The sequence below is a fragment of the Allohoeflea poritis genome (assembly GCF_027889715.1).
GTDB lineage: Bacteria > Pseudomonadota > Alphaproteobacteria > Rhizobiales > Rhizobiaceae > Hoeflea_A > Hoeflea_A poritis.
In genome coordinates this window covers 47,656-70,420 of sequence record NZ_JAPJZH010000005.1, presented here as the reverse complement: position 1 = coordinate 70,420, position 22,765 = coordinate 47,656, and the positions used below count along the sequence as shown (strand labels likewise).

Here is a 22,765-nt window from a genome sequence, read left to right as displayed (position 1 = left end):
TTATCCGTCCGTTGCTAGTTTTGCGGCCGCTCAGGCGAAGGATTTGGCGAAGGCATCGATGGCAGCGGTGAGCTTGTCCTTGATGTCGTCGCTGATCGCCTTCTCGACACGGATCGCTTCCAGCACATCCTTGCCGTCGCCGCGCATATGCGCCAGCAGACCCTGCTCGAACTTGCCGACATCGTTCACGTCGAGATCGTCGAGATAGCCGTTAACGCCGGCAAAGATGACGGCAACCTGTTCTTCCGTTTTCAACGGCGAGAACTGCGGCTGCTTGAGCAGCTCGGTCAGGCGCGAACCACGGTTGAGCAGGCGCTGGGTCGCGGCGTCGAGGTCTGAGCCGAACTGCGCGAAGGCCGCCATTTCGCGGTACTGCGCAAGCTCGCCCTTGATCGAGCCGGCGACCTGCTTCATCGCCTTGATCTGCGCCGAGGAGCCGACGCGCGAAACCGACAGGCCGACATTCACCGCCGGACGGATACCCTGATAGAACAGGTCCGTTTCCAGGAAGATCTGGCCGTCGGTGATGGAGATGACGTTGGTCGGGATAAAGGCCGAAACGTCGTTGCCCTGCGTCTCGATGACCGGCAGCGCGGTCAGCGAGCCGGCGCCATTGTCTTCGTTGAGCTTGGCGGCGCGCTCCAGGAGACGCGAGTGCAGGTAGAAAACGTCGCCCGGATAGGCTTCACGGCCCGGCGGGCGGCGCAGCAGCAGCGACATCTGGCGATAGGCGACGGCCTGTTTGGACAGGTCGTCATAGCCGATCAGGGCGTGCATGCCGTTATCGCGGAAATATTCGCCGATGGCACAACCGGCGAAGGGCGCCAGGAACTGCATCGGCGCCGGGTCGGAGGCGGTTGCCGCGACGATGATCGAATATTCGAGCGCACCGCGCTCTTCCAGCACTTTCACGAACTGCGCGACGGTCGAGCGCTTCTGGCCGACGGCGACGTAAACGCAGTAAAGCTTGTCTTCCTCGGCGCCGGATTCATGGATCGGTTTCTGGTTGAGGAAGGTGTCGAGCAGGATGGCGGTCTTGCCGGTCTGGCGGTCGCCGATGACGAGCTCGCGCTGGCCGCGGCCGATCGGGATCAGCGCGTCGATGGCCTTGAGGCCGGTGGACATCGGCTCATGCACCGATTTGCGCGGGATGATGCCGGGCGCCTTGACATCGACGCGGCGGCGTTCCTTGGCGTTGATCGGGCCCTTGCCGTCGATCGGATTTCCGAGCGCGTCGACAACACGGCCGAGCAGCTCCTTGCCAACCGGAACGTCCACGATGGCGCCGGTCCGCTTGACGGTGTCGCCTTCCTTGATGTCGCGGTCGGAACCGAAGATAACGACACCGACATTGTCCGATTCAAGGTTCAGCGCCATTCCGCGAATGCCGCCGGGGAACTCCACCATCTCACCGGCCTGCACATTGTCCAGACCGTAGACGCGGGCGATACCGTCACCGACGGACAGCACCTGGCCGACCTCGGAGACTTCCGCCTCCTTGCCGAAATTTTTGATTTGTTCTTTTAGGATTGCGGAAATTTCCGCGGCTCGGATGTCCATCAGCCGACCTCTTTCAGTGCAAGCTTAAGGGTAGAAAGTTTTGAGCGAAGGGATGTGTCGATTTGACGCGAGCCGACCTTGACGATCAGCCCGCCCATGATCGACGGGTCGACGGTGACATGCATTGCCACGTCTTTGCCGGTGACGCTCTTCAGCGCCGCCTTCAATTCTGTTTCCTGCTCGGTGCTGAGCGCATGGGCGGTGGTGACCTCCGCCGATACCTCGCCACGATGCTTCGCGGCGATCACGCGATAGGCGCGGATGATGCCGGGAATGGCGAACAGCCGCCGGTTCTTGGCGACCACGCGCAGGAAATTACCGATAAGCCCGGTCAGGCCAGCCTTGTCGGCGATGGCACCGATGGCCTTGAACTGGTCTTCGGCGGAAAACACCGGGCTGACGATCAGACGCTTGAGATCGTCGCTTTCTTCAATCAGGGATTCGAGGCGGGTCAGGTCTTCGGCAACCGCTGCTTCGCATTTGGCTTCCAGCGCCAAATCGAAAAGGGATGACGCATACCGTTCTGCAACACCGGAAATGAGCGAAGATGTGTCTGCCACGGGCGCAAATTTCTCTGAACTGAACTCAGGGATTCGGAACCGGAGCCGAATGCCTCCGCAAATCCTTGAATTTGTTTCGATTTTTCTTCAACCACACCATCGCCTAACCATGCCGTGGCCGAAAATTCGTGGTTCGTCTAGCACACGTGTCTTGGACTCGCAACACGCTTTGACCCCTGCTTTTGGATGAGTCCGGCCATTCTTTCGCGCGAATCGAAAAAAATGCGCTTTCGGCGCGCAGCTTTGCCGCGCATTCGTCGTTTGCCACGGCAAGGAAATAACCGGTTCGCCGCCGTTTTCGGCGTTGCCCCCTGCTGCTTTGACCGGTTGCCTACAAGCGTGTACAGCTCACAGATATCCGAGCGCAAATCCGAGCGGCAGCGCGGCAAGCACCGCCTCGAATATCATCGACAGCCAGTTGAAACGCGTTCCGGCCCGGTCGAACAGGATCGAGACCAGCCGACCCAGCGCCGTGAAGGCCCAGGAAAGACCGAGCGCGAGATAGAGCAGCGGCTGCGCCAGCAGGATGCAGCTCAGGCCGCAGCCGAGATAGAACCCGGCCATTGTAGCCCGCCCCTCGGCGATGGCGTCCGGTTTTCCGTCCAGGGTCTTCAGGCGCAGAATGCGAAACGACAGCCGCGGCATGAAGAACAGGAGCACACCGAAGCCGATGGTGATCAGGGCCACCAGAAAGGCCAGCCATTCACCGGTTGTTCCCGGCCAGTAAAACGCGATCATTTCGACTTCCCCCGTGATGACATCACATGAAACTCTGCGGATCGATATCGATCTGCACGCGGACCGAGCCTCTTGGCCTCGGTCCATCCTCGATCATCTTGGCGACAAAGGACTGCAGGTCCGACTGCCGGCTGCCATGCACGAGCAGACGGTAGCGGTAGCGCCCGCGGATCAGCGCCATCGGCGCCTCCGCCGGCCCGAGCACCTGAATATCGCGTGCCGCGGGCGCGGCGCGGCGCAATCCCCGCGCATGTGCCTCCGCATCCGGCCGGTCGGCCGCGGAAACGATCAGCGCCGCCATGCGCCCGAAGGGCGGCAGCTTGGCCCGTTCGCGTTCGTCGATCTCGCGATCGTAGAACGTCTCGCGATCGCCCGAGACAATCGCCTGGATCACCGGATGATACGGCTGATAGGTCTGCAGCAAGCCACGGCTGCGGCGTCCGGACCGCCCGGCGCGGCCGGTCACCTGTGACAATAACTGAAAGGTGCGCTCTGCGGCGCGCGGATCGCCATTGGCAAGGCCGAGATCGGCGTCGACGATACCGACAAGCGTCATCATGGGGAAGTTATGCCCCTTGGCAACGAGCTGCGTGCCGATGACGATATCCACCTCCCCCTTCTCGATCGCCTCCAGTTCGAGCCGCAACCGCCGCACACCGCCCATCATGTCGGAAGAAAGCACGATGGTCCGCGCCTCGGGAAAATGCCGGTCGACCTCCTCGGCGATACGCTCGACACCCGGACCGCAGGCCACCAGATGATCGAGCGTGCCGCATTCCGGGCACGCCTCCGGCACAGGCTCCGTATGGCCGCAATGATGGCACTGCAACTGGTTCCTGAACCGGTGTTCGACCAGCCAGGCCGAACAGCTGGGACACTGGAAACGGTGACCGCACACCCGGCACAGCGTCAGCGGCGCATAGCCGCGCCGGTTGAGGAAAAGCAGCGCCTGTTCGCCCGCCTCCACCGTTTTGCCGACGGCGTCCAGCAATGGCGGCGAAAGGAAACCGCCCCGCGCCGGCGGATCGCGCCGCATGTCGATCAGCTTGAGGTCCGGCAGCGCCGCGCCGCCGAACCGTTCAGGCAAGTGAATGCGTCGGTATTTGCCGTGATCGGCATTGACGCAGCTTTCGATCGACGGCGTCGCGGAAGCAAGAATCGTCGGAAAGCGCCCGATATGGGCGCGCACCACCGCCATGTCCCGCGCATTGTAGAAGACCCGGTCCTCCTGCTTGTAGGCGCTGTCGTGCTCTTCGTCGACGACGATGAGGCCGAGATTGTCGAACGGCAGGAACAACGCCGAGCGCGCACCGGCAACGACGCGGATATCGCCCGTCGCGGCCTGCCGCCACACACGCTCGCGCATGCGCGGCGCGATGTCGGAATGCCATTCGGCCGGCTTGCAGCCGAAGCGGCGCTCGAAACGGTCGAGAAAGGCCGAGGTGAGCGCAATCTCGGGCAGAAGGATGAGCACCTGCCGCCCGGCGCGGATCGTCTCGGCAACCGCCTCGAAATAGACCTCCGTCTTGCCGGAACCCGTTACACCGTCGATGAGGAAGACCGGCGCCGAATTGTCCTGCGGCGCGGTCAACGCATCGGCGGCGGCCTGCTGGTCCGGGCTCAGATCCGGCAGCCGGAACTCCGGGTCCGGGTACGGCACCACGGGCTGCGGCGGGATCTGGATGGTCTCGAAGACATCCTGTTTCAGCAGCCCGTCGACGACGCTCACCGAAACGCCCGCCGCCCGCGCCAGCCCGGACCGCGTCCAGCTGAAACCGTCCGCGGCGAGCGAAATCACGCGGTCGCGGGCCGAGGTCATGCGCTCCGGCCGCCGGTCGGTCAGCCGCACGCCCTCGGCCGGCGCTTCCGGCTCGAACGCCGCCGGCGCCCTCAGCGCCATGCGCGCCACCATGCCGGGCGGCGACAGCGTATAAGTGGCGACCCAGTCGAGAAAGCGGCGCATCTCACGCGCGATGGGCGGGCAGTCGAAGGCCAGCGTTATGGAGCGCAACTTTTCCGGGTCGACGTCGTCGGTCTCGCTGTCCCAGACAATGCCCGCGACCTGCCTCGGCCCCAGCGGCACCTGCACGATCGAGCCCGGCTGAACCTGAACCTCTTCCGGCACCGCGTAGGAATAGGCCTGCATCGTCGGCAGCGGCAGCATGACCGGCACGATTGCGACCGTTCGGTCGGTCAGCGGCAGGAGCGGCGAATCTTTCATCTTGAGGGTGACCTTGACCCCATCTTGCACTAAAGAAAAGCCGCGACCGCCAATTAACCGCTCACGAGAGACGAGACACACAATGAAATTTTTTGTCGATACGGCAGATGTCAGCGAAATTCAGGAACTGAACGCGCTGGGCCTGCTCGATGGCGTGACCACCAACCCGTCGCTGGTCATGAAGTCCGGACGGGACATCATGGAAGTGACCAAGGAAATCTGCGCGATCGTCGACGGCCCGATTTCGGCCGAGGTTACGGCGACCGATTTCGACGGCATGATGACCGAAGCGGCGGTGCTTTCGAAGATCGCCGACAATATCTGCATCAAGGTGCCGCTGACCTTCGACGGCCTGAAGGCTTGCAAGGCGCTGACATCCTCCGGCCAGCAGGTCAACGTGACCCTGTGCTTCTCCGCCAACCAGGCGCTGCTCGCCGCCAAGGCAGGAGCGACCTTCATCTCGCCCTTTATCGGCCGCCTGGACGACATGGCGATCGACGGCATGGAACTGATCGCCGAGATCCGCAAGATCTACGACAATTACGATTTCGAGACCGAGATCCTCGCCGCCTCCATCCGCACGGTGAACCATGTCAAGGAAGCCGCGCTGATCGGCGCCGATGTCGCCACCGTGCCGCCGGCCACGCTGCGCGCGCTGGTCAAGCACCCGCTCACCGACAAGGGCCTCGAGGCTTTCCTCGCCGACTGGGCCAAGACCGGCCAGTCGATCGGCTGATCCCGCGCGGCTTTGTTGCCGCCATAGCGTTCAGTTCACGACCAAAGGCGGCCTTACCGGCCGCCTTTTTCGTACCGCGCATGAACAATTGTCCCGTATCACTCCTAGGGGGGCGATCACCGCATGCGCGCCACTCTCTTGGCAATCAAAGGTGCCGCGAGCGTGCAAAGCACGAATATGCCGGTCAGCAGCCTCAGATCCGACGGCTCCATCCCCAGTGCCAGGGCTACGGCCACCACCTGAAAATAGACCAGTGCGCCGACAACCGGCGCCGCGATCTGCCGCACCAGCGTCTTTGTGCCGACCAGCGCCTCGCCAAGGATCGTCGAGGCCAGCCCGATGATCAGCACGCCGGCTCCCATGGTCACGTCGGCATAGCTCTGGAACTGCGCCATGATGGCGCCGCCGAAGGCGCTGAGCGCCCCGGCAAGGCCCAGCCCGCCGACAATGTACCACTTCGTCGGCAAGCCTTGCGCGCGTGACATCATCTGATTGGCGCCCACCGACCGCAGCGCCACGCCGATCTCCGTATGCAGGAACCAGAAGAGCAGTCCGCAAACGCCAAGAATGATCGCCATCAGCAGCGCGAACTGCGACAGCGGCGCGCCGCCATCGGCATTCAGCAGTTCGGTGAAGATCGTTTCATAGTTGAAGATGGCCGTATTGGGCTTGCCCATGATCCGGATATTGATGCTGAACAGCATTGTCAGCACGATGATGCCGGCAAGCAGCGACGGAATCTTCAGAAGCAGATGAATGAGCGCCGTCGCGCCGCCGGCGAGAATACCGGCACCGATTGCGACGAGCAGACCCGCGACCGGGTTGAAGCCCGCTGCCAGCAGCGTCGCCAGAACGGCGCCGCCGAGCGGAAAAGTGCCTTCCGATGTCAGATCCGGCAAGGAAAGCACCCGGAACGGGATCATCACGCCAAGCGCGACAAAGGCGTAGACCGCGCCCTGGGCGAGACTGACCGGAAGCAGGTTGAGATAGGTCGATAAAATTTCCATGCGAACTAACTCAACACCATGCGGTCGCTGACAACATCGTGGAAACGGTCGACCAGGCTGCCCGCCGTCAGTTTCGACTTTTCCTCCGCCGATGCATCCAGGATGACCTTGCCTTCATGGATCATCAGCAACCGGTTTCCGAACTCGATGGCATGGCTCATATTGTGGGTGACCATCAGCGTCGTCGTGGCGTTCTCGTGAACCACTTCCGTCGTCGCCCGCATCACCAGTGCCGCAGCCCTCGGATCGAGCGCCGCCGTATGCTCGTCCAGCAGCAGCAATTGCGGCTGTTTGAGCGTTGCCATGACCAGTGTGAGCGATTGCCGCTGCCCGCCGGACAGCAGGTCGACCCGGTCCGACAGCCTGTTTTCAAGCCCCAGGCCGAGCATTTCCAGCTTCGCGCGGAAGGCCTCCCGTTCGCTTTTTCGGATCCCGAACCGCAGGCTCCGGCGCTGCCCGCGCCGCGCCGCGATCGACAGGTTCTCCTCGATCGTCAGCGCCGCCGCCGTGCCCATCATCGGGTCCTGAAACACACGCGACATGAGTCGGGCCCGCCTGTGGACGGGCCAGTTCTGTATCTCGGTGCCATTGGCGACAATGCGTCCGGAATCGACCGGTATTTCGCCGGCGAGCGCATTGAGCAGGGTGCTTTTGCCCGCTCCGTTGCTGCCGATCACCACGGCGAACTCGCCCGGCCGCAAATCGAAACTGACGCCTCTCAGGGCCTTCTTTTCCTGGACGGTCCCCGGGTGGAAGGTCCGTCGGATATCCTCCACCCGGATTGCCGGATATGTGCTTTCATCCACCAAGGCCTGGCCGATCTATTTCACGCAATCGCAGTCGCTGAGTGCATCCGGCAGCTTCATGTCCATGGCATCCAGGCGCTTGGCGCTGATCAATGCGCTGTGGTCCTCGGGCTTCGGGCGGAACACCGAAAGGTCAGACGGCTTGGCGCCTTCCAGGATTTGTGCGGCCCGCAGACCGGCCTGACGGCCGACATCGAACCAGGATACCGACATGGAGGCCAGAACAAGCCCGTCTGCGACGCCGGCCGGCGATGCATTGATAACCGGGATGTTCGCGCGATTGGCCGCCGCGGCCACCGCGGGCATGGCCGGCTGCAGCATGCTTGACGGAATAAGGTAGATGAAGTCCACGCCCTTCAAAGCGGCGATGCGGACCGGGATATCATTGGGGGTGTCCACGCTGACGGCGTTGAGCTTGATCCCCATTGCTTCGGCCGCCTCCTCCGCATAGCGCACATTGACCACGTCGTTGGCATCGCCCGGATTGTACAGAAGGCCAACGGTCTCGACATCGCCCAGAAGCGTCTGACCGAACTCCAGCACCGTCTGCATCGACTGCAGGTTGGACGCACCGACAAACCGGTCGCTGCCCTTGTCCCACGACGTCACAAGTCCCGCATCCACCGGATCGGTGACGGGCGCGAAGACGATGGGAATATCCTTGTTGCGGACAACCCGCCTGGAGGCCTGCGTGATCGGGGTCGTGACCGTCAGGAACAGGTCCGGATCGGTCGCCTCAAGCGCGGTGATCATCTGCGCGACCACGGCGGGATCGAAATTCGCGTCCTTGTATTCGAACGCGACATTGTCGCCTTCCTTGAAGCCGCCTTCCTCAAGCCCCTTCTTGAAGCCGGAAACAACTGCATTGAGCGCCACATGCGGCCCGAGATTCGCGATGGCGACTTTCTTCTCGGCGGCAGTGGCGGGAATGGCCGAAACCACCCCGGCCAGCACGATCGATATCGCGACGGTCGTCGATCTGATCAGATTGTTCATTCGGATATCCTCCCTTTGATTTCAGTTTTCTTTATCCAGGGCGTCAGCCCGGCGGTTACACATAGGTCAGCGGCTGCGCCCCCAGACCAACGGCGCGCTGCAGGGAATACCAGGCCGAATCCACCATCTCCGTCCCGGACACGCCAATCGCGGGCTGGCGCTTTTCGGTTCGCACATAGCCGCCGTCGACATCCCAGGCTTCCAGTTCGGCGACCGCGCAATCCAGCCCCGGATCGGCAATCAGCACACCCTGGCACGCATCCAGCCCGGTCGATAAAAGGGCGCAGGTCACCATGGTGTTGACGTTGCGCGGAAACTGTTTCGCGATTTCGCGCACCGGACCGTCGGCCAGCGTGACCGGATCGCCGCCTTTGCCCCGCCAGGGCTGCGTATCTTCGAAATCGATATTGCGCGGATTTTTGCGGAAGGTGATTTTGACATGCTTCCACGGCGTCTGCCGTTTGACCAGTTCGTTGCCGCCGATCAGCGCTCCGGACGGCAAAAACAATCTTGTTCCACTATCCGCCGCAATGGCCTTCAGGCGCTCACGCAAACCGTTATCCAACAGCGCCGTCGTCGATAACGGCATGTAATCGCTGTGGGAAAGAAAGGCCGTTCCGTGATCGGCCGTAACCACCGGGTGCGAAGCTTCGACGATCAGGTCCGGTTCGCGAGAGCGAAACGCAGCAAGATCATGCAGATGCAGGGACGGATCGAACGCGGAAAGCCGGTGGGCGGTGCGGTTGTGGACGAATGCCAGCTCCATCGCGCCCTCTGATGCGATGATACGCTCGGCCAGGGCGGAGCCGATAAAGCCGCATCCTATGATTCCGACCCGCTTCGCCATCGGCAGTTCTCCCGCGCCGCATTTCGCTCGGCTGCAAATTAGTCATTATACGTACTAATTTGACAGAGCGATGTCAATCGCCTATCCCGGCAGGCATTGACTGGCCATCGCGCTTAACGCGCTGCACGCTCGTGCTAAAAGAAGGAACCGAACCACATCGTGATGGATCGACAGGTGGCAGACAAGAACGACAAGCCAAACCCGGCCGAGCCGGTTGTTTCCGGCGGCACGGCTGAGTTTACCGATATGCGGTTCATGCTGTCGCATCTGTTGCGGCGCGCCCATTTTTTTGCCGAGGCCCGCTTCGCAAAATCGATGAGCCGCGACGGGCTGACCTCCCGTCAACTGGCCCTGATGGTCGCGGTCGACCAGAACCCCGGCGCATCGCAGAACGCGATCGGCGACATCATCGCACTGGATCGCAACTCGGTCAGTGAACTCGTCGTCAGAATGGTCAAGAAACGGCTTCTGAAGCGCGAGACCTCCCAGAAGGACAAGCGCTCCTTCGTTCTCAAGCTGACGGACAAGGGCCGCGAGATCGTTGCCGACGCGGCTTTGAAAAACCCCGGCTACCAAGCGGACCTGACTGCCAATCTGTCGGGCGCCGAGACCAGGCAGCTCATCGAATATCTGCGCCGCATGGTATCGCTCTAGCAGCGCGCATCAGGCGGATGGCCCAGCCTTCGATAGACGCCTTATCCGAGCGGCTGAAGGCTGCGCTCCAGACAGGAGAGCCAGTTCTCGTGCGCGAGTTTCGCCAGCAGAGCATCGCCATAGCCGGCCTGCGAAAGCGCACGCAACAGCCCCGGCACGCCGGTGACGTCGCCGATCAGGTCGGGCAGCACGCAACCGTCGAAATCCAACCCGAAGCCGACATGATCCTCGCCCAGTTCGGCTATCAGGTAATCGATATGGCGACGCATGACGTCAAAGGAGGTATCGGCGGACGCCGTGCCGTCACGGTTGAGATAAAAGGTCGCGAAATTGAAGCCGACCAGACCGCCCGTATCCCTGATGGCATGCAATTGGCGGTCGGTCAGGTTGCGCGGCGAGGCGCACAGCGCATGGGCGTTGGAATGGGTCGCCACCAGCGGAGCCCTGGAAATCGCCGCCACGTCGTCAAACCCCGCCGCGTTCATATGCGACAGGTCGATCAGGATTCCCAAAGCATTGCAAAGCCTGACCAAATCCTTGCCCGCACCGGTCAGCCCCGGCCCGATATCCGGCGTGGCCGGAAAAGCCATCGGCACGCCATGGCCGAATACGGTCGGGCGGCTCCACACCGGCCCCAGGGAGCGCAGCCCCATCTCGTGGAACAGGTGCAACGCATCGAGATCGGGCCCGATCGCTTCGGCCCCCTCCATATGCATCAGGCCGGCAATCCGGGCACTGTGCATGGCCGCCCGGATTTCCTCCGGCGTCCTGCACACACGGAAGTCGTCCGGCGCGGAGCGTTCCATCCAGTGCAGCAGACCGGCCATCTCCAGGGCATCGGGTTGCGCGGTCCGGCAATCCATCTCCGGCGGCATCGGCAGATCATAGGGAGGATTGGCCATCAGGGCCTTGAAGTCGGGCGGCGGACCGCTCGACACAGGCGGCACGAAAATCGCGAACAGGCCGCCGGCAAAGCCCGCTTCCTTCATGCGCGCCAGATCGAGATGGCCGGCGCGCCCGGTTCCGAGCCAGGTTTCCTCGCGCGGCGCGGGTGATTTCATCAATCGCAGGAGGAAGTCGTTATGGCCGTCGAAATAGCTGATGTTTCCGTTCATTGATCGGTCTCGCCAGGCACCTCGGATTGGCAGTTGCGAAGGAATTCATCGACATCCTTCAAAAGCCGCGCGCAATCCGGGTCGTGGATGTTCAGCACGTTCAGCTGGCTGACGATTTTCTGAAGATAGCTGTGGCTTGTCCCGAGAAAACCCGAGCCATGTGCGATGTAACGGATTTGCTGTGCTCGGCTGAGCTCCGGGCGGATCACGTCGGCCGCATGGTTTGCGACAAAGGCCAGGGCCTCGACATTATCGGTACCGATACGGGCGGTAATGAAACGCGGCTCATAACCCGGCCCGATCATTTCCCGCCGCCACAGGATTTCGGTTTCGGTATCGATGTCGTCCGCGGCGATACGGAATGCAAGACCCTCGCATCCCGTCCCCTCGTCGAGTGCCGCCATGAGACCGGGGGCATCCGGCGAGCCGCGACCGCCCTTGTCATCCATCAGGATAAACCGCCTGGCATATCCTGCGATACTGCAGCGACGAACTTCGGCAAACCGCAATGCCGGATCCCACATCAGCGAGCCATAGGCGAAGACCCACAAATCGCCGTCATCCCGTTCGGACAGCGTCCGTGCTCTGGTTTCCTCGCGCTCGTCATCGCTGTGCACCCATTCCAGGGCGGCTTCGAGTTCCGGATACCGCTCGACCAGCATCTCCACCGTGAGGCCGCGCATGAACGAGCGCATGGGATCGGCGATTTTGTCGCGAAGTTCGGGATGATGCGCAAAGGCTTCGTCCGGGACGGTCATGGACTGCCGTCTTTGTCGCTGTCGTCGCCGGACGGGCCGTACCGCGAGACATGATCCAGGGCCATTTCCGCGCTCACCCAGGTGCCCAGATAGGGACAAAGCACAAATGGCGCCGTGCCGGGGTCCCGGGGCGTTCGCAGGCATTCAACGAGGCTTTTGTCCGGGTTCGCATCCCGAATGCGCGCCAGCCTGCCGGGAAACGGCAGGGTGAGCGCGGAAAAAAGGCCGGTAATGTCAAAAGCCCGCATGGATATCTCCCGCATATGTCGGCGATGCGCTGGCACGCATTCGTGTTCCCCGACAAATGCGGAAACGGGCGGATCGGCGCTATATGCGGAACTAAAAAAATCTAAAGCCGGCCGGGAGACGGTCATAGCAAGGGACCGGCTGACTGCGGCGGCTCGAGGCCAGCCGCGATGCGAAAAAATGTGTGCGCCCGCTTGAGATATTCCGGATTGGTGGCCAGCCACCGGCCCGAAAGCCGTGCCTCCACGAGTGCCGGCGCAATCTTCTCCAGTTCACGGAAGGCATCGGTTGCCGGCTCCAGCCGGCCGGCGGCAACATTGGCAATCGTTGCCAGGACAAGCGGCACGGCGCTTCCGGCTGCCTCGGCGCGCGCGGCCGTCGCCGTATCAGCCGCTTCCGCGTAGTTCCGATTGGCAAATTGCGCAAAACCCAGGGCCGCCAGATGCGTTCCCCGCGCCGGATCGCGCGGACTGTGCCTGATTGCGGCCTGTGCAAGCGGCACGCCGCGACTGGCATCGCCGTGAAGCCCTTCATAAAGGCCCAGCCAGGCCAGCGTCGAGCTGCAGTTGGGGTTCATTTCGTGGGCTTGCCTGAGCTCCGGCAGGCCGGCATCGGATTCCTGGTTCATGAAATGCAGAAGCGCCCGCAGCCGCCGCGCATGGTGGTCGGCCGGATCTGCGGCGATCGCCCTGGTTGCCGCATCAATGCCCTCCGACAGCGTGCGCGGGACCGAATCGGTGGTGCCGTGATAGGCGTTGCCCCAGGCGACCCATGCCAGCACCCGCCAGGCCAGGCTGCAGCCCGGGTCACGGTCCAGAGCCTGCCGCGCCAGTTCCGCCCCGCGTTCCCGGGGCTCCTGATCGTATGCCATGTGCCCCCCGACGGCGACGGCCCAGGCCCGCCTGGCAAGGCCGTGCGCGGTCATGTCTTCCGGCGCGGTTGCGCGTTCCCGCTGTGCCTCGGCCCTGTCGATCTGTGGAACCAGGCAAGTCACGATGGCCCGGGCCACCTTTGCCTGCGTCTCGAAATGACCGGAGAGGTCCTCGTCGAAATTTTCGGCCCAGACCTGTTCCCCATTTGTCGCGTCGATAAGTTTTGCGGTCACGCGCACGCGGTCGAGCGACGCCCGAACGCTGCCTTCGACCACGTAGCGGACCCCGAGCTCGCGCGAGACGGCGCGCAAATCGCGCGGCACGTTTTCATAGGCCAGCGCAGAATTGCGCGCCACCACGAAAAGGTCCCGGAACCGCGACAGCTCGGTCGTAATATCCTCGACGAAACCGTCGGCGATCCAGTCCAGTCCGCTTTCGGTTCCGAGGTCTGAGAACGGCAGGACCACCACGGACGGCTTGTCGGGCAGGCTCAGCGACGCCGGCCGGCCTTCTTCAACGTCGAGTGCGAAACGCAGGCCTCTGCCGGGCACGGTCACAACCGCGTGCGGGCCCAGGATGCGCCTCAAATTGCCGACTTGCACATTCAGATTGTTCTCGCCGACAACCGTATCCGGCCAGACCGTTGCCATGATCTCATCGCGCGTGACCACATCTTCGCGCTTTGCGATCAGAAAATCGAGAAGATCGAAGGCACGCGCGCCAAGGGAGATTTCTTCACCGCCTTTTGCCAGGCGCCGCGCGCGACGCTGTAAGGTAAAGTCTGAAAAGCGGATTTCGTCCATTGGCGGAAGCAAAGCGGCGTTCTGTTCTGTTCGGAACAGCGTAACGCGGGGTCTTTTCGTCCGCAAGCTGACCGGCCGTATTGAAAAACGGCGCAATCATGCCGGGCGGAGATTGTTCCCCGCCCGGCGGTTTTCTATTCGGCGGCCGTTTCGGCAACGGGTGCGCCGGTCTTTTCCCGCATTCCGTCGCGATAGAGCGCCTTGCCGAGCGCAATGCACATCAGGCCCATCACCACCGTGAACGGCAATGCACCGATGATCATCGCACTTCGCAGCGCCTCCATCGGATCGGCGCCGCCATTGGTCTTGCCGGCGATCAGGAGCGTGCCGATCACAGCCGTCAGGATGACGCCCCAGACGACCTTGTGCTTGTTGCCGATATTCTGGTCGCCACCGGACATGATGGTGTTCATCACCAGGATGCCGGAGTCGGCCGAGGTGACCAGGAAGGTCAGGATCAGAACCACGCACATGATGGTGATCAGCGACAGGAACGTACCGGAAAGCATCTCGGCTAGGGTGACGAACAGCTTAGCGGTGTTCGAAGCGCCGATGATCGCGCCTTCGGCGGCGCCGCTCAGCTCCAGGTCGATGGCGGTGCCGCCCAGGATGGTCATCCAGGCAAAGCACACCAGCGCCGGCGCAAAGACGCATCCGATGATGAACTCACGCACCGAACGGCCACGGGAAATGCGCGCAAGGAACAGCCCCACGAACGGCGAGAACGCGATCCACCAGGCCCAGTAGAATGTGGTCCATCCGGCCTGCCAGCCGAACTGACGACCCGGCTCACCCGCTGCATAGGCTGCCTGCAGCACCTGGTCAGACAGGTTGGCTGCTTCCCCCTCGAGGCCGCTCTTGAAGGCATCGAAGGAACCCCATGGGCTGGTCGCGCCCGAACGAAGCGCGTCGGCGAAGGGCGCCGCATCCGGCGGCAGGGCCGCTGCGAATTCGGCCGCCGTCTGCGGACCGTAGGCCCCGAAGCTCAGCGACAGGAAGTGCAGGATGTAGTCGACCATCGCAGAACCGTATGTCGTCATGGCGAAGACGAAGGACCCGAACACCACGAAGGTGAGCAGCAGGATGAGCGAGAGCACCAGGTTCAGGTTGGAGAGATATTTGACGCCGCGTCCGACGCCCGATACCGCCGAGACAATCGACAGGCCCATAATGACCAGCAGACCGGCGATCAGGCCGACCGAGCCCGGCGCGGGCGCTTCACCGCCCAGATCCATCATCCAGCCCATGCCGGTAATCGCATACAGGCCGTCGATGAACTGCGAGACGCCATAGCCGATGGTGACGGAAACGCCGAGGATGGTCGCAACCACGCCGAGGACATCGACGATATGGCCCAGAATGCCGTTCATCAGCTTGCCGAAGAGCGGCGTCAGCGCCGAACGGATGGTCAGCGGCATGTCGCGCGTATAGGCATAATAGGCCAGCGAAAGGCCGGTGACGACGTAGATCGCCCAGGCGTGAAAGCCGTAATGCGCAAAGGTCCAGCGATAGGCCGACTGCAGGGCCTCAGGCGTGTTGCCCTCGACCGCGCCGGAGATAACGACCGGATTCGAACCCCAGAGCCCCAGCGGCTCGGCGGTGGCGAAGACCATCAGCCCGACGCCGAGGCCGGCGCCGAACATCATGGAAAACCAGGAAAAATTGGAAAACTCCGTTCCTTCGCCCGGACGGCCCATGATGCGTTTTCCGGTTTGTGGAAGCGCCGCGATAATGACCAGGAAGAAGATGAACAGCCCCACGATGATGATGTAGAACGCGTTGAAATCTTCGAGCAGTTTCCAGTTCAGGCTGCCGAGCACACCATTGGCGTTTGCCGGCCAGACCAGCGCCCAGATCACCAGCGCGACCATGATGGCCTTGCTGAGCAGGGCAATTTCAAGACTATGCCCTTCATAGAAGCCGCTGGCGGCCTTTCGGACCTCCAGCGCGGTGAAAGGTGGTTTTATAGACATGCGTTTCCTCCCTTGCGCATTCCAACTGTCAATTTTGATCCATTCGCAGACCGTTCGTTTGTGCGGTGTCGCCGCTTTGTGAACGATTTGCGACTAATCCACAGCTCTCCGGCTACCCGGTAAATGCCTCAATACGAGCCAGTGTCGCCGTGCTGACGCGCACGCCGTTCTTTTCGGCATCCGCCCGTTTTGTCCGCCTCCCGTCACCCGGAAGATGAGCGTTTTCCTGATCTCGAATGGCCGCCGCCAGATCGGCGATCCGTTGCGCAAAGCCTTCGCCCGCGCTTGCTTCAGGGTCGATTGCGATAAAGAACTGGCCGGTTTTCGGCGGGCCGCCCGACGTGCCGGAAAAAGGCGAAGCGTGAATTCCAAGCGTCGCACCGGAGAGGGCGGCGGCCATGATTTCCACAAGCAGCGCCACACCGACGCCCTTGTAACCGCCCGACGGCGCCATCGAACCTTTCAGACCGACCGCCGGGTCGGTGGTCGGGTTTCCGTCGGCATCCAGCGCCCAGCCGACCGGGATCGGCTTTTCCTCGCGGGCATGTTTCATGACTTCGCTGCGGGCAATCGCACTGGCGCTCTGGTCGATGTGGATGACAGGCTCGCCGTTTTCGCCGGGTGCGGCAATGGAAAACGGATTGGTGCCGACGACCGGCCTTGAGCCGCCTGACGGTGCGATCGAGGCCGGGGCATTGGTGAAGCCGATGCCGACGAGGCCGGCCTGCGCCAGCCGGCCGGTGTGATAGCCGAGGACACCGCAATTGTAGCTGTTGCGAACGGCGAGGGCCGCGATGCCCTGCGCGCGTGCCATAGGCATCAGGCTCTCGAAGCCGGGATCGATGGCCGGATGCGCGAAACCGGTTGCAGCATCCGCGACTACAAGGGAGGGACGCGGTTGCGTGATCGCGGGAACCGCTGTGCCATCGACCTTGCCGCACTGCACATGCTCGCAATAGATGGGGATATAGGCCAGCCCGTGGCTTGCCACGCCATCGGCTTCGGTCGCTGCGGTTGCGACGGCAAGCGGCCGTGCATTGTCTTCGGTCGTTCCGGCTGCAACGAGCGCGCGAAATGCCAGATCCTCAATCTCGGCAAGGCTCATCGTCTTTGTTTCGATCATCCGGAATTCCTCTCAATCATTGTCCGATAGACCGGCGCCGGCGCCCGAAAGCCGTGACTGTTCCGTCGCGGGCGCAAAGGTCCGGCGCGCAAAACGGTCAAGGATCTGCAACATGTCGGAGCCGGGCGCGGCGCGGCTGCGCCGGGCCGCAGGCGCCGCGATCTCTCCGCCCATATGGATTTCCATGTTTTCGGCGCGTTCCGGAAACACGCCGTCGATAGCGAGCGCGTCGCCGTCGGTCACCGCCCGTGCATTGGGCAACCCAACGGAAACAATCCCCTGCGATTGCGCCGCACAGGATGCGGCAAAGGGCAGAAGCAGGACCGGCGCTAAAGTCGCGCCAAACACGAGAGCACCCACTTGCAAATCACGCGCATGGTCCGAAAGGGCCGCTCCGGCAAGCAATGGGCAAAGATTGCCGCCCGGCGCCTGCCAATGCGAACCTTCGGCAAGCGGCGACCAATCGGCTTCCCGCGCACAATCAAACGCCTGCAGCAGAACCGCCAGGGCCGCACACCCGTCGACATCCCGTTCGCAAAGCCAGCGTGTCGCCTTGCCGGCTTCTTCGGCCAGCCCCCAGGAATAGCCTGCGCCGCGCGCCGCTCTTTTGGCCGTCGCCTCTACCTCGTTCATCGAAAGGGTCATGATCCGGCCTCCGGATAGACCCAGAGATCCGAATTCTTCTCGTTCAACTCCTCGGGAAAAGGCGCGCCGGCATACATGCAGATCCGCACCCAGCGATCCGACCTTGGATCGAAATGGGTCGCACCGAAAAAGGACAGCTTGGCCCTCAGCATGTCGATCGGCAGAACCTGTGCGCCGATCGTGTTGTCACGGATCTCTCCATAGGGCGCGAACCGGCTCATCTGTGCCCGACGCACGGTGTGACGGTGTTCGGGATGTTTCAAAAGGAATCGGGCTACCGGTATATTTTCGTCCCATTGCGCCAGCGCCTCATAAGCCAGGGCGGCATCGCGCGCGGGTGCCAGCGGCTGTTCATAGGCGGCAAGCGGCTCCTCGTGACGCTCGCCAAGGCGGGGCTCCAGCTTTTCCTCCGAAACGTACCACACGCGGGCACAATTCTGTCTTTCCTGCCAGTTTGCATCGAGCGCCCAGCCGAAACTGGATGCGATCAGATCGCGCACCTTTGCGACCGGCATCGAACCGTCGATGCGGAACGTGTCGGTTCTGGTGTCGGCCATGCAATCCGCCAGGCCGTCGACAAGATCGCCATAGGGCTCCAGGATCAGGGACGTTAGCAATTCCTGGCCTTCTTCGTTCAGGGCTTTGCCGGCCCAGTCGATCAGCCGACGCCAGGGATGATCGCCATGCAGGCCGGATACCATGCGGTCCCGGATGGCGTCGAGATCTGCGCGCAGCAGCGCCAGTTTTTCGATCTGGATCGGATGCTCCGATCGCCAGCGCTCGACCGATATTTCGGCTCGCCTCAGGACGTCCCGAAACAGTTCGACCTCCCCATCGTTCGCTTCCGCGAGCGAGCACACCCGGGCAATCGCCTCCTCGCGCGCCATGATCCAGTTGCCGAAGAGGACCGGGTGATTGACGATATAAGGCGCCATGCCGAGGCCGGTGGAATTGCCGATGCCGAGCCGCCTGGCGATCGATGGATCAAGTGCGACGGCATTGCCGCCGCCTCTGGCCCGCGCCATGTGTTCGACAAGGTCCCGCACAAAGGTCCGGATCAGGTAGACGCTCAGCATCTCGACCTGAAACGGCCCGTGCATCTCGGGCCGGTCGGCGATTGTCTCACGGTCGGCCGCACCGAATTTCCCGGAACCGTATACGGCCGTTGTGCGCATCAGGTAGCCCACGGCGTCGATCTGGTCGGAATCGGGCTGGCGCCCCTCAGCAAGCGCCTCGACTACGTGCTTCCACAGCCGCACGGACCGGTTGGCGCGCGACAGCGTCAGTTCGCGTTCGCTGACGCGCCCGGCTTCCTGCAGCGGCACATTCTGCGAAAGGCGTTTGATGTCAGCTTCGTCCGGCACGCCGTCATAAAGGGCGAAGGTCGCGTCCCACGCTTCCGCGATAACCCGGTCCGAGCGCAACGCGTCCGGCAGGTCATGGGCAAAGGCGACGAGCGAATAACTGCGCTCCGGACCATGCGCCGTATAGACCGCCGTGCCGACACCGGCATTGTCAATATCGAACTGCCGTCGCTCGAACCGCCAGCGGTCCCGCGCCATGCGGCGTGTGAGGACACGCATGAAGCTCAGCCGGCACTGGTGCAGCGAACCCAGGCGGGAGAGCCGCATGACGATGGCCGGATCGCGGCGGGCTGTCTTGGCGCCGGACACTAGCGCGTCTCCGCCGTGAAGTTCTCGGCAAAGAAGCGATACCAGTTTTGGCCCATGATCCCGGCGACTTCGTCGGCGTTCATCCCGACCGCGCGCAGACCGTCCGCGATATTGCCGAAATCGCGATTGTCTTGAAACCAGTCCGGCATATCCGGAAATCCGGGGTTGTCGGCCGAACCCTCGCCATAGTCGATTTCCTTCGTCCAGCGCCCGACACGCATCCATTCGACAACGCTGTCCGGCTGGTCCTGGCAAAGATCCGACCCGATCCCGAAATTGCGGACACCGAACGTCTCCGCGGTCCGGGCAATCATCGTGCAAAAACTCTCCAGCGTGCAGACCGATTTGTCTTTCAGATGGTGCGGGTAGACCGAAAACCCGAACATGCCCCCATTCGAGACCACGGCCCGAATGACATCGTCCTTCTTGTTGCGCAGCGCGGGCGCCCATCTGTGCGGATTGGCATGCGTGATGGCGATCGGGCGGGTTGAAATCTCCGCTGCCTCGATTGTCGATCGGTCGGCCGAATGGCTCATGTCGACAACCAGTCCGACGCGGTTCATCTCGCGGATGACCTGGCGTCCCATGCGGGTAATGCCGGTGTCCTGCGCCTCGTAGCATCCCGTCGCCAGCAGCGACTGGTTGTTGTAGGTGAGCTGCATGAACCGGGCGCCCAGCGTATGAACGATTTCCACCAAGCCTATATCGTCCTCGATCGGGCTGGGATTCTGGAACCCGAAGAATATGGCCGTCCGTCCGGTTTCGCGCGCCGTGTCGATGTCGCTCGCCCGGCGGCCCTTCATGATCAGATCGGGATATTGCTCGAACCAGCGGTTCCAGCGTTCGAAATTGGCCACCGTTTCCCGGAAGTTCTCATGGTAGGCGATTGTCACATGCACGGCATCGACGCCGCCTTCGTGCATCTGCCGGAAGATCTTTGGCGACCAGTTGGCATATTGCAGGCCGTCGATCCGCATCAGACGGGCTCCCCGGCACTGATATAGGCGGTCTTGACCGTCGTGTAGAATTCGGCGGCCGCTCGTCCCTGTTCGCGCGGCCCGTAGGAGCTGTCGCCGCGCCCGCCGAACGGTACGTGATAATCGGTCCCGGCTGTCGGCAGGTTGACGGTCACCACGCCGGTGCGGACATTGCGCCGGAAGTGCGTCGCGCGGGCGAGGTCGCGCGTCACGATGCCTGACGTGAGGCCGAAATTGGTGTCGTTGACGGTGGCCAGGGCCTCCTCATATCCGCCGACCCTGATGACCGAGGTGAGCGGCGCGAACATTTCCTCGCGATTGATCCGCATATCGTTGGTCGTGTTTACGAACACGCCGGGCGACATGTAGAAGCCGTCATGCGGCCTGTCGAGCCGGACACCGCCGCAGGCAAGCTCGGCGCGTTCGAACAGGCCGAGATCCACATAGGCGAGGTTTTCGCCGAGCTGTTCTTCGCTGACCACCGGGCCCATCTGCGTTCCCTCCGCAAGCGCGTGCCCGACTTTGAGTTCCTTTGCGGCGGCCACCAGCCGGTCGACGAAGGCATCATGCACCTTTTCGTGCACGATCAGGCGCGAGGATGCGGTGCATTTTTGCCCGGTTCCGCCAAAGGCGCCGCCAAGTGCGACGGCGACGGCAATGTCCAGATCGGCGTCATCCATGACGGCCAGGGCGTTTTTCGAGCCCATCTCCATCTGGACCTTGGTGAGATTGGCGATCGCTGCCGTGGCGATCCCCTTGCCGACGGGCACCGAGCCGGTGAAGGAAATCGCGTTGACGAGAGGGCTTTCGACCAGTCGCTGCCCGATGCTGCGACCCGATCCCATGACCAGTGAAAAGAGCCCCTTGGGGATATCCTGCCTGGCGATGATTTCAGCGAGCGCGACGGCCGAGGCGGGCGTGACATTGGCCGGCTTCCAGACCACGGCATTGCCGTAGCAGAGCGCCGGTGCGATCTTCCATGAGGCGGTGGCGGTGGGAAAGTTCCACGGAGATATGACGGCCACCACCCCCACCGGTTCGCGGCGGACATCGATTTCGATGCCGGGGCGAACGCTATCGGCGTTTTCGCCGATCTGGCGCAGGCATTCGGCGGCATAATAGGTGAAGAACTGACCGGCGCGCGCGATCTCGCCCTGGCCCTCTGCCAGCGGCTTGCCCTCCTCACGGCTCAAAAGCGTGCCGAGTTCCTTCGCCCGCGCGATCAGCTCGTTGCCGATCGCCATCAGCACGGCCTGCTTGCGTTCCAGGCCGTAAGCCGCCCATTCGGCCTGTGCCGCGCGCGCCCGATCCAGCGTCGTCGAAAGCTGATCGCCGCTGGCCTGGGCGAACATGCCCACAAGGTCGGACACATCCGACGGGTTGCGGTTCTCCACCGCGCCCTCACCGGCCATCCATTCCCCGGCAATAAGATTAAGTCCCAGCTCAGACATGCCGCTGCCCCACATTCGCCATTCCGCATCGTGGACAATTTGGGCGATATCAGTCAAACTAAAATAAATTAAACAAACTTCAGAATTCCTGAAATATGGCAATCAAAATAGAGATGTTACGCTGCTTCAGCACCGTTGCGCAGACGGGCAACCTGGCGGATGCGGCCATTCGGCTCGGCCGCACGCAATCGGCGCTGTCCATGACCCTCAAGCAGCTCGAGGAGCATCTCGGCCAGCGCCTGTTCGAAGGCGAACGAAAGAGCCAATTGACGCCGATGGGCGAGGAGATATTCCAACTCGCCCGTCAGCAGTTGCGGCGCTTCGATGAAACGGTCGACGCCATCGAGACCACCGCCGCAGCACCGCTCGGCCTGCTGCGCATCGCATCGGTGCCATCGGTGGCCTGCCTGGTCTTTCCCTCTGCGATCGAGGAGCTGGTCCGGCTCCACCCGGGTGTAAAGGTCGAGCTGCGGGACGCCGATACCGAACGTGTCATCGACGCACTGCTCAGAGGGCAGGTCGATCTTGGCGTGGCCTCCGGGCATCACGCGCTGAGCGGCATCCGTCAGGAAGTGCTGTTTGACGATACATTCGGCCTGCTTTGCGCACCCGACCATCCGCTGGCGCTGACCGGGGACCCGCCGACCGTCGCGGACGTCGTCGCATCCGGTTTCGTCAACAACAATCTGTGCAACCTGATCCAATCGCAGGAAGTCCGCGCCGAGCTCTCGGCGGCCAACGTAACGGTGCACAACACCCTCTCGCTGATCAGCATGGTGCGCAGCGGCAAATGGGTCACCATCCTGCCGGAGGCCGTGGTTCGGATCATGACCGATCAGCTGGCCTTTCGAGGCATCAGGGAACTGACGGCACGCCGGTCCGTGACACTTTTGGCGCGGGAACGTTCAAGGCAGCGGCACCTGATCGACGACCTGCGCGGCATCGTCCGGCGCTTCGAATTCGACAAGGTGATCACGGTCCCGGGCGCGATGCCCGATTGATCA

The 22,765-nt window shown here is 62.7% G+C and carries 21 protein-coding genes; 3 read left to right on the top strand and 18 right to left on the bottom strand.

Going from position 1 to position 22,765, the window contains the following annotated elements; translation table 11 throughout:
* Positions 1 to 30: 30 nt before the first annotated feature.
* The 4 genes from atpA to OOZ53_RS09645 form a co-directional block, all read right to left on the bottom strand.
* Positions 31 to 1,560 (bottom strand): F0F1 ATP synthase subunit alpha, encoded by a 1,530-nt coding sequence (gene atpA / locus OOZ53_RS09660; protein ID WP_271089278.1) that lies wholly within the window; start codon positions 1,558 to 1,560, stop codon positions 31 to 33.
* Positions 1,560 to 2,120 (bottom strand): F0F1 ATP synthase subunit delta, encoded by a 561-nt coding sequence (locus tag OOZ53_RS09655; RefSeq protein WP_271089276.1) that lies wholly within the window; start codon positions 2,118 to 2,120, stop codon positions 1,560 to 1,562. Before OOZ53_RS09655 ends, atpA begins: the two co-directional genes overlap by 1 nt.
* Before the next feature lie 348 nt (positions 2,121 to 2,468).
* Positions 2,469 to 2,858 (bottom strand): AGROH133_08824 family phage infection protein, encoded by a 390-nt coding sequence (locus OOZ53_RS09650; RefSeq protein ID WP_271089275.1) that lies wholly within the window; start codon positions 2,856 to 2,858, stop codon positions 2,469 to 2,471.
* A 22-nt stretch (positions 2,859 to 2,880) separates the two neighbouring features.
* Positions 2,881 to 5,079 (bottom strand): primosomal protein N', encoded by a 2,199-nt coding sequence (locus tag OOZ53_RS09645; protein ID WP_271089274.1) that lies wholly within the window; start codon positions 5,077 to 5,079, stop codon positions 2,881 to 2,883.
* Positions 5,080 to 5,161: 82 nt separating this feature from the next.
* Between OOZ53_RS09645 and fsa the strand changes: the two genes are divergently transcribed.
* A complete protein-coding gene (gene fsa / locus OOZ53_RS09640) occupies positions 5,162 to 5,815 on the top strand; it encodes a fructose-6-phosphate aldolase (protein WP_271089273.1) in 654 nt (217 codons plus the stop codon).
* A 116-nt stretch (positions 5,816 to 5,931) separates the two neighbouring features.
* Here fsa and OOZ53_RS09635 read toward each other — a convergent pair whose 3' ends face one another.
* From OOZ53_RS09635 to OOZ53_RS09620, 4 genes are read right to left on the bottom strand one after another with little or no spacing between them, the layout of a single operon-like run.
* Positions 5,932 to 6,822 (bottom strand): ABC transporter permease, encoded by an 891-nt coding sequence (locus OOZ53_RS09635; protein ID WP_271089272.1) that lies wholly within the window; start codon positions 6,820 to 6,822, stop codon positions 5,932 to 5,934.
* Positions 6,823 to 6,827: 5 nt separating this feature from the next.
* Complete coding sequence (locus OOZ53_RS09630; RefSeq protein WP_271089271.1) at positions 6,828 to 7,628, bottom strand: ABC transporter ATP-binding protein; 801 nt, start codon at positions 7,626 to 7,628, stop codon at positions 6,828 to 6,830.
* Positions 7,629 to 7,643: 15 nt separating this feature from the next.
* Positions 7,644 to 8,624 carry an ABC transporter substrate-binding protein gene (locus tag OOZ53_RS09625; RefSeq protein ID WP_271089270.1) on the bottom strand — a complete coding sequence of 327 codons (981 nt, stop codon included), beginning with the start codon at positions 8,622 to 8,624 and terminating at the stop codon, positions 7,644 to 7,646.
* Between the two features lie 55 nt (positions 8,625 to 8,679).
* The gene (locus OOZ53_RS09620) at positions 8,680 to 9,471 is read right to left on the bottom strand and encodes an aspartate dehydrogenase domain-containing protein (RefSeq protein ID WP_271089269.1); all 792 of its coding nucleotides are present in this window, start codon (positions 9,469 to 9,471) and stop codon (positions 8,680 to 8,682) included.
* 174 nt (positions 9,472 to 9,645) lie between these two features.
* Between OOZ53_RS09620 and OOZ53_RS09615 the strand changes: the two genes are divergently transcribed.
* Positions 9,646 to 10,125, top strand: coding sequence for a MarR family winged helix-turn-helix transcriptional regulator (locus tag OOZ53_RS09615; RefSeq protein WP_271089268.1), 480 nt, complete (start codon positions 9,646 to 9,648; stop codon positions 10,123 to 10,125).
* A 41-nt stretch (positions 10,126 to 10,166) separates the two neighbouring features.
* On the opposite strand, the gene OOZ53_RS09610 is transcribed toward OOZ53_RS09615, so the two are convergent.
* From OOZ53_RS09610 to OOZ53_RS09565, 10 genes are all read right to left on the bottom strand, one after another.
* Complete coding sequence (locus tag OOZ53_RS09610; protein WP_271089267.1) at positions 10,167 to 11,240, bottom strand: dipeptidase; 1,074 nt, start codon at positions 11,238 to 11,240, stop codon at positions 10,167 to 10,169.
* Complete coding sequence (locus OOZ53_RS09605) at positions 11,237 to 11,998, bottom strand: gamma-glutamylcyclotransferase (RefSeq protein ID WP_271089265.1); 762 nt, start codon at positions 11,996 to 11,998, stop codon at positions 11,237 to 11,239. The genes OOZ53_RS09610 and OOZ53_RS09605 overlap by 4 nt, the downstream gene beginning before the upstream one ends.
* Positions 11,995 to 12,246, bottom strand: a complete 252-nt coding sequence (locus OOZ53_RS09600) for a hypothetical protein (RefSeq protein WP_271089263.1) — start codon at positions 12,244 to 12,246, stop codon at positions 11,995 to 11,997. The genes OOZ53_RS09605 and OOZ53_RS09600 overlap by 4 nt, the downstream gene beginning before the upstream one ends.
* Before the next feature lie 122 nt (positions 12,247 to 12,368).
* Positions 12,369 to 13,919, bottom strand: coding sequence for a winged helix-turn-helix domain-containing tetratricopeptide repeat protein (locus OOZ53_RS09595; RefSeq protein WP_271089261.1), 1,551 nt, complete (start codon positions 13,917 to 13,919; stop codon positions 12,369 to 12,371).
* 134 nt (positions 13,920 to 14,053) lie between these two features.
* Entirely contained in the window at positions 14,054 to 15,892 is a 1,839-nt protein-coding gene (locus tag OOZ53_RS09590; protein WP_271089260.1) for a BCCT family transporter, read from the bottom strand.
* A gap of 112 nt (positions 15,893 to 16,004) precedes the next feature.
* On the bottom strand, positions 16,005 to 17,015 hold the full coding sequence (locus OOZ53_RS09585) for an Ldh family oxidoreductase (protein ID WP_271089259.1): 1,011 nt from the start codon (positions 17,013 to 17,015) through the stop codon (positions 16,005 to 16,007).
* Positions 17,016 to 17,027: 12 nt separating this feature from the next.
* Positions 17,028 to 17,660: a DUF3726 domain-containing protein gene (locus tag OOZ53_RS09580; protein WP_271089258.1), complete on the bottom strand. Its 633-nt coding sequence runs from the start codon at positions 17,658 to 17,660 to the stop codon at positions 17,028 to 17,030.
* The gene (locus OOZ53_RS09575) at positions 17,657 to 19,333 is read right to left on the bottom strand and encodes a hypothetical protein (RefSeq protein WP_271089257.1); all 1,677 of its coding nucleotides are present in this window, start codon (positions 19,331 to 19,333) and stop codon (positions 17,657 to 17,659) included. The genes OOZ53_RS09580 and OOZ53_RS09575 overlap by 4 nt, the downstream gene beginning before the upstream one ends.
* Positions 19,333 to 20,310 (bottom strand): membrane dipeptidase, encoded by a 978-nt coding sequence (locus tag OOZ53_RS09570; protein WP_271089256.1) that lies wholly within the window; start codon positions 20,308 to 20,310, stop codon positions 19,333 to 19,335. The genes OOZ53_RS09575 and OOZ53_RS09570 overlap by 1 nt, the downstream gene beginning before the upstream one ends.
* Positions 20,310 to 21,761, bottom strand: a complete 1,452-nt coding sequence (locus OOZ53_RS09565) for an aldehyde dehydrogenase family protein (RefSeq protein WP_271089255.1) — start codon at positions 21,759 to 21,761, stop codon at positions 20,310 to 20,312. The genes OOZ53_RS09570 and OOZ53_RS09565 overlap by 1 nt, the downstream gene beginning before the upstream one ends.
* A gap of 95 nt (positions 21,762 to 21,856) precedes the next feature.
* Between OOZ53_RS09565 and OOZ53_RS09560 the strand changes: the two genes are divergently transcribed.
* Positions 21,857 to 22,762: a LysR family transcriptional regulator gene (locus tag OOZ53_RS09560; RefSeq protein ID WP_271089254.1), complete on the top strand. Its 906-nt coding sequence runs from the start codon at positions 21,857 to 21,859 to the stop codon at positions 22,760 to 22,762.
* The last annotated feature ends 3 nt before the right edge of the window (positions 22,763 to 22,765 follow it).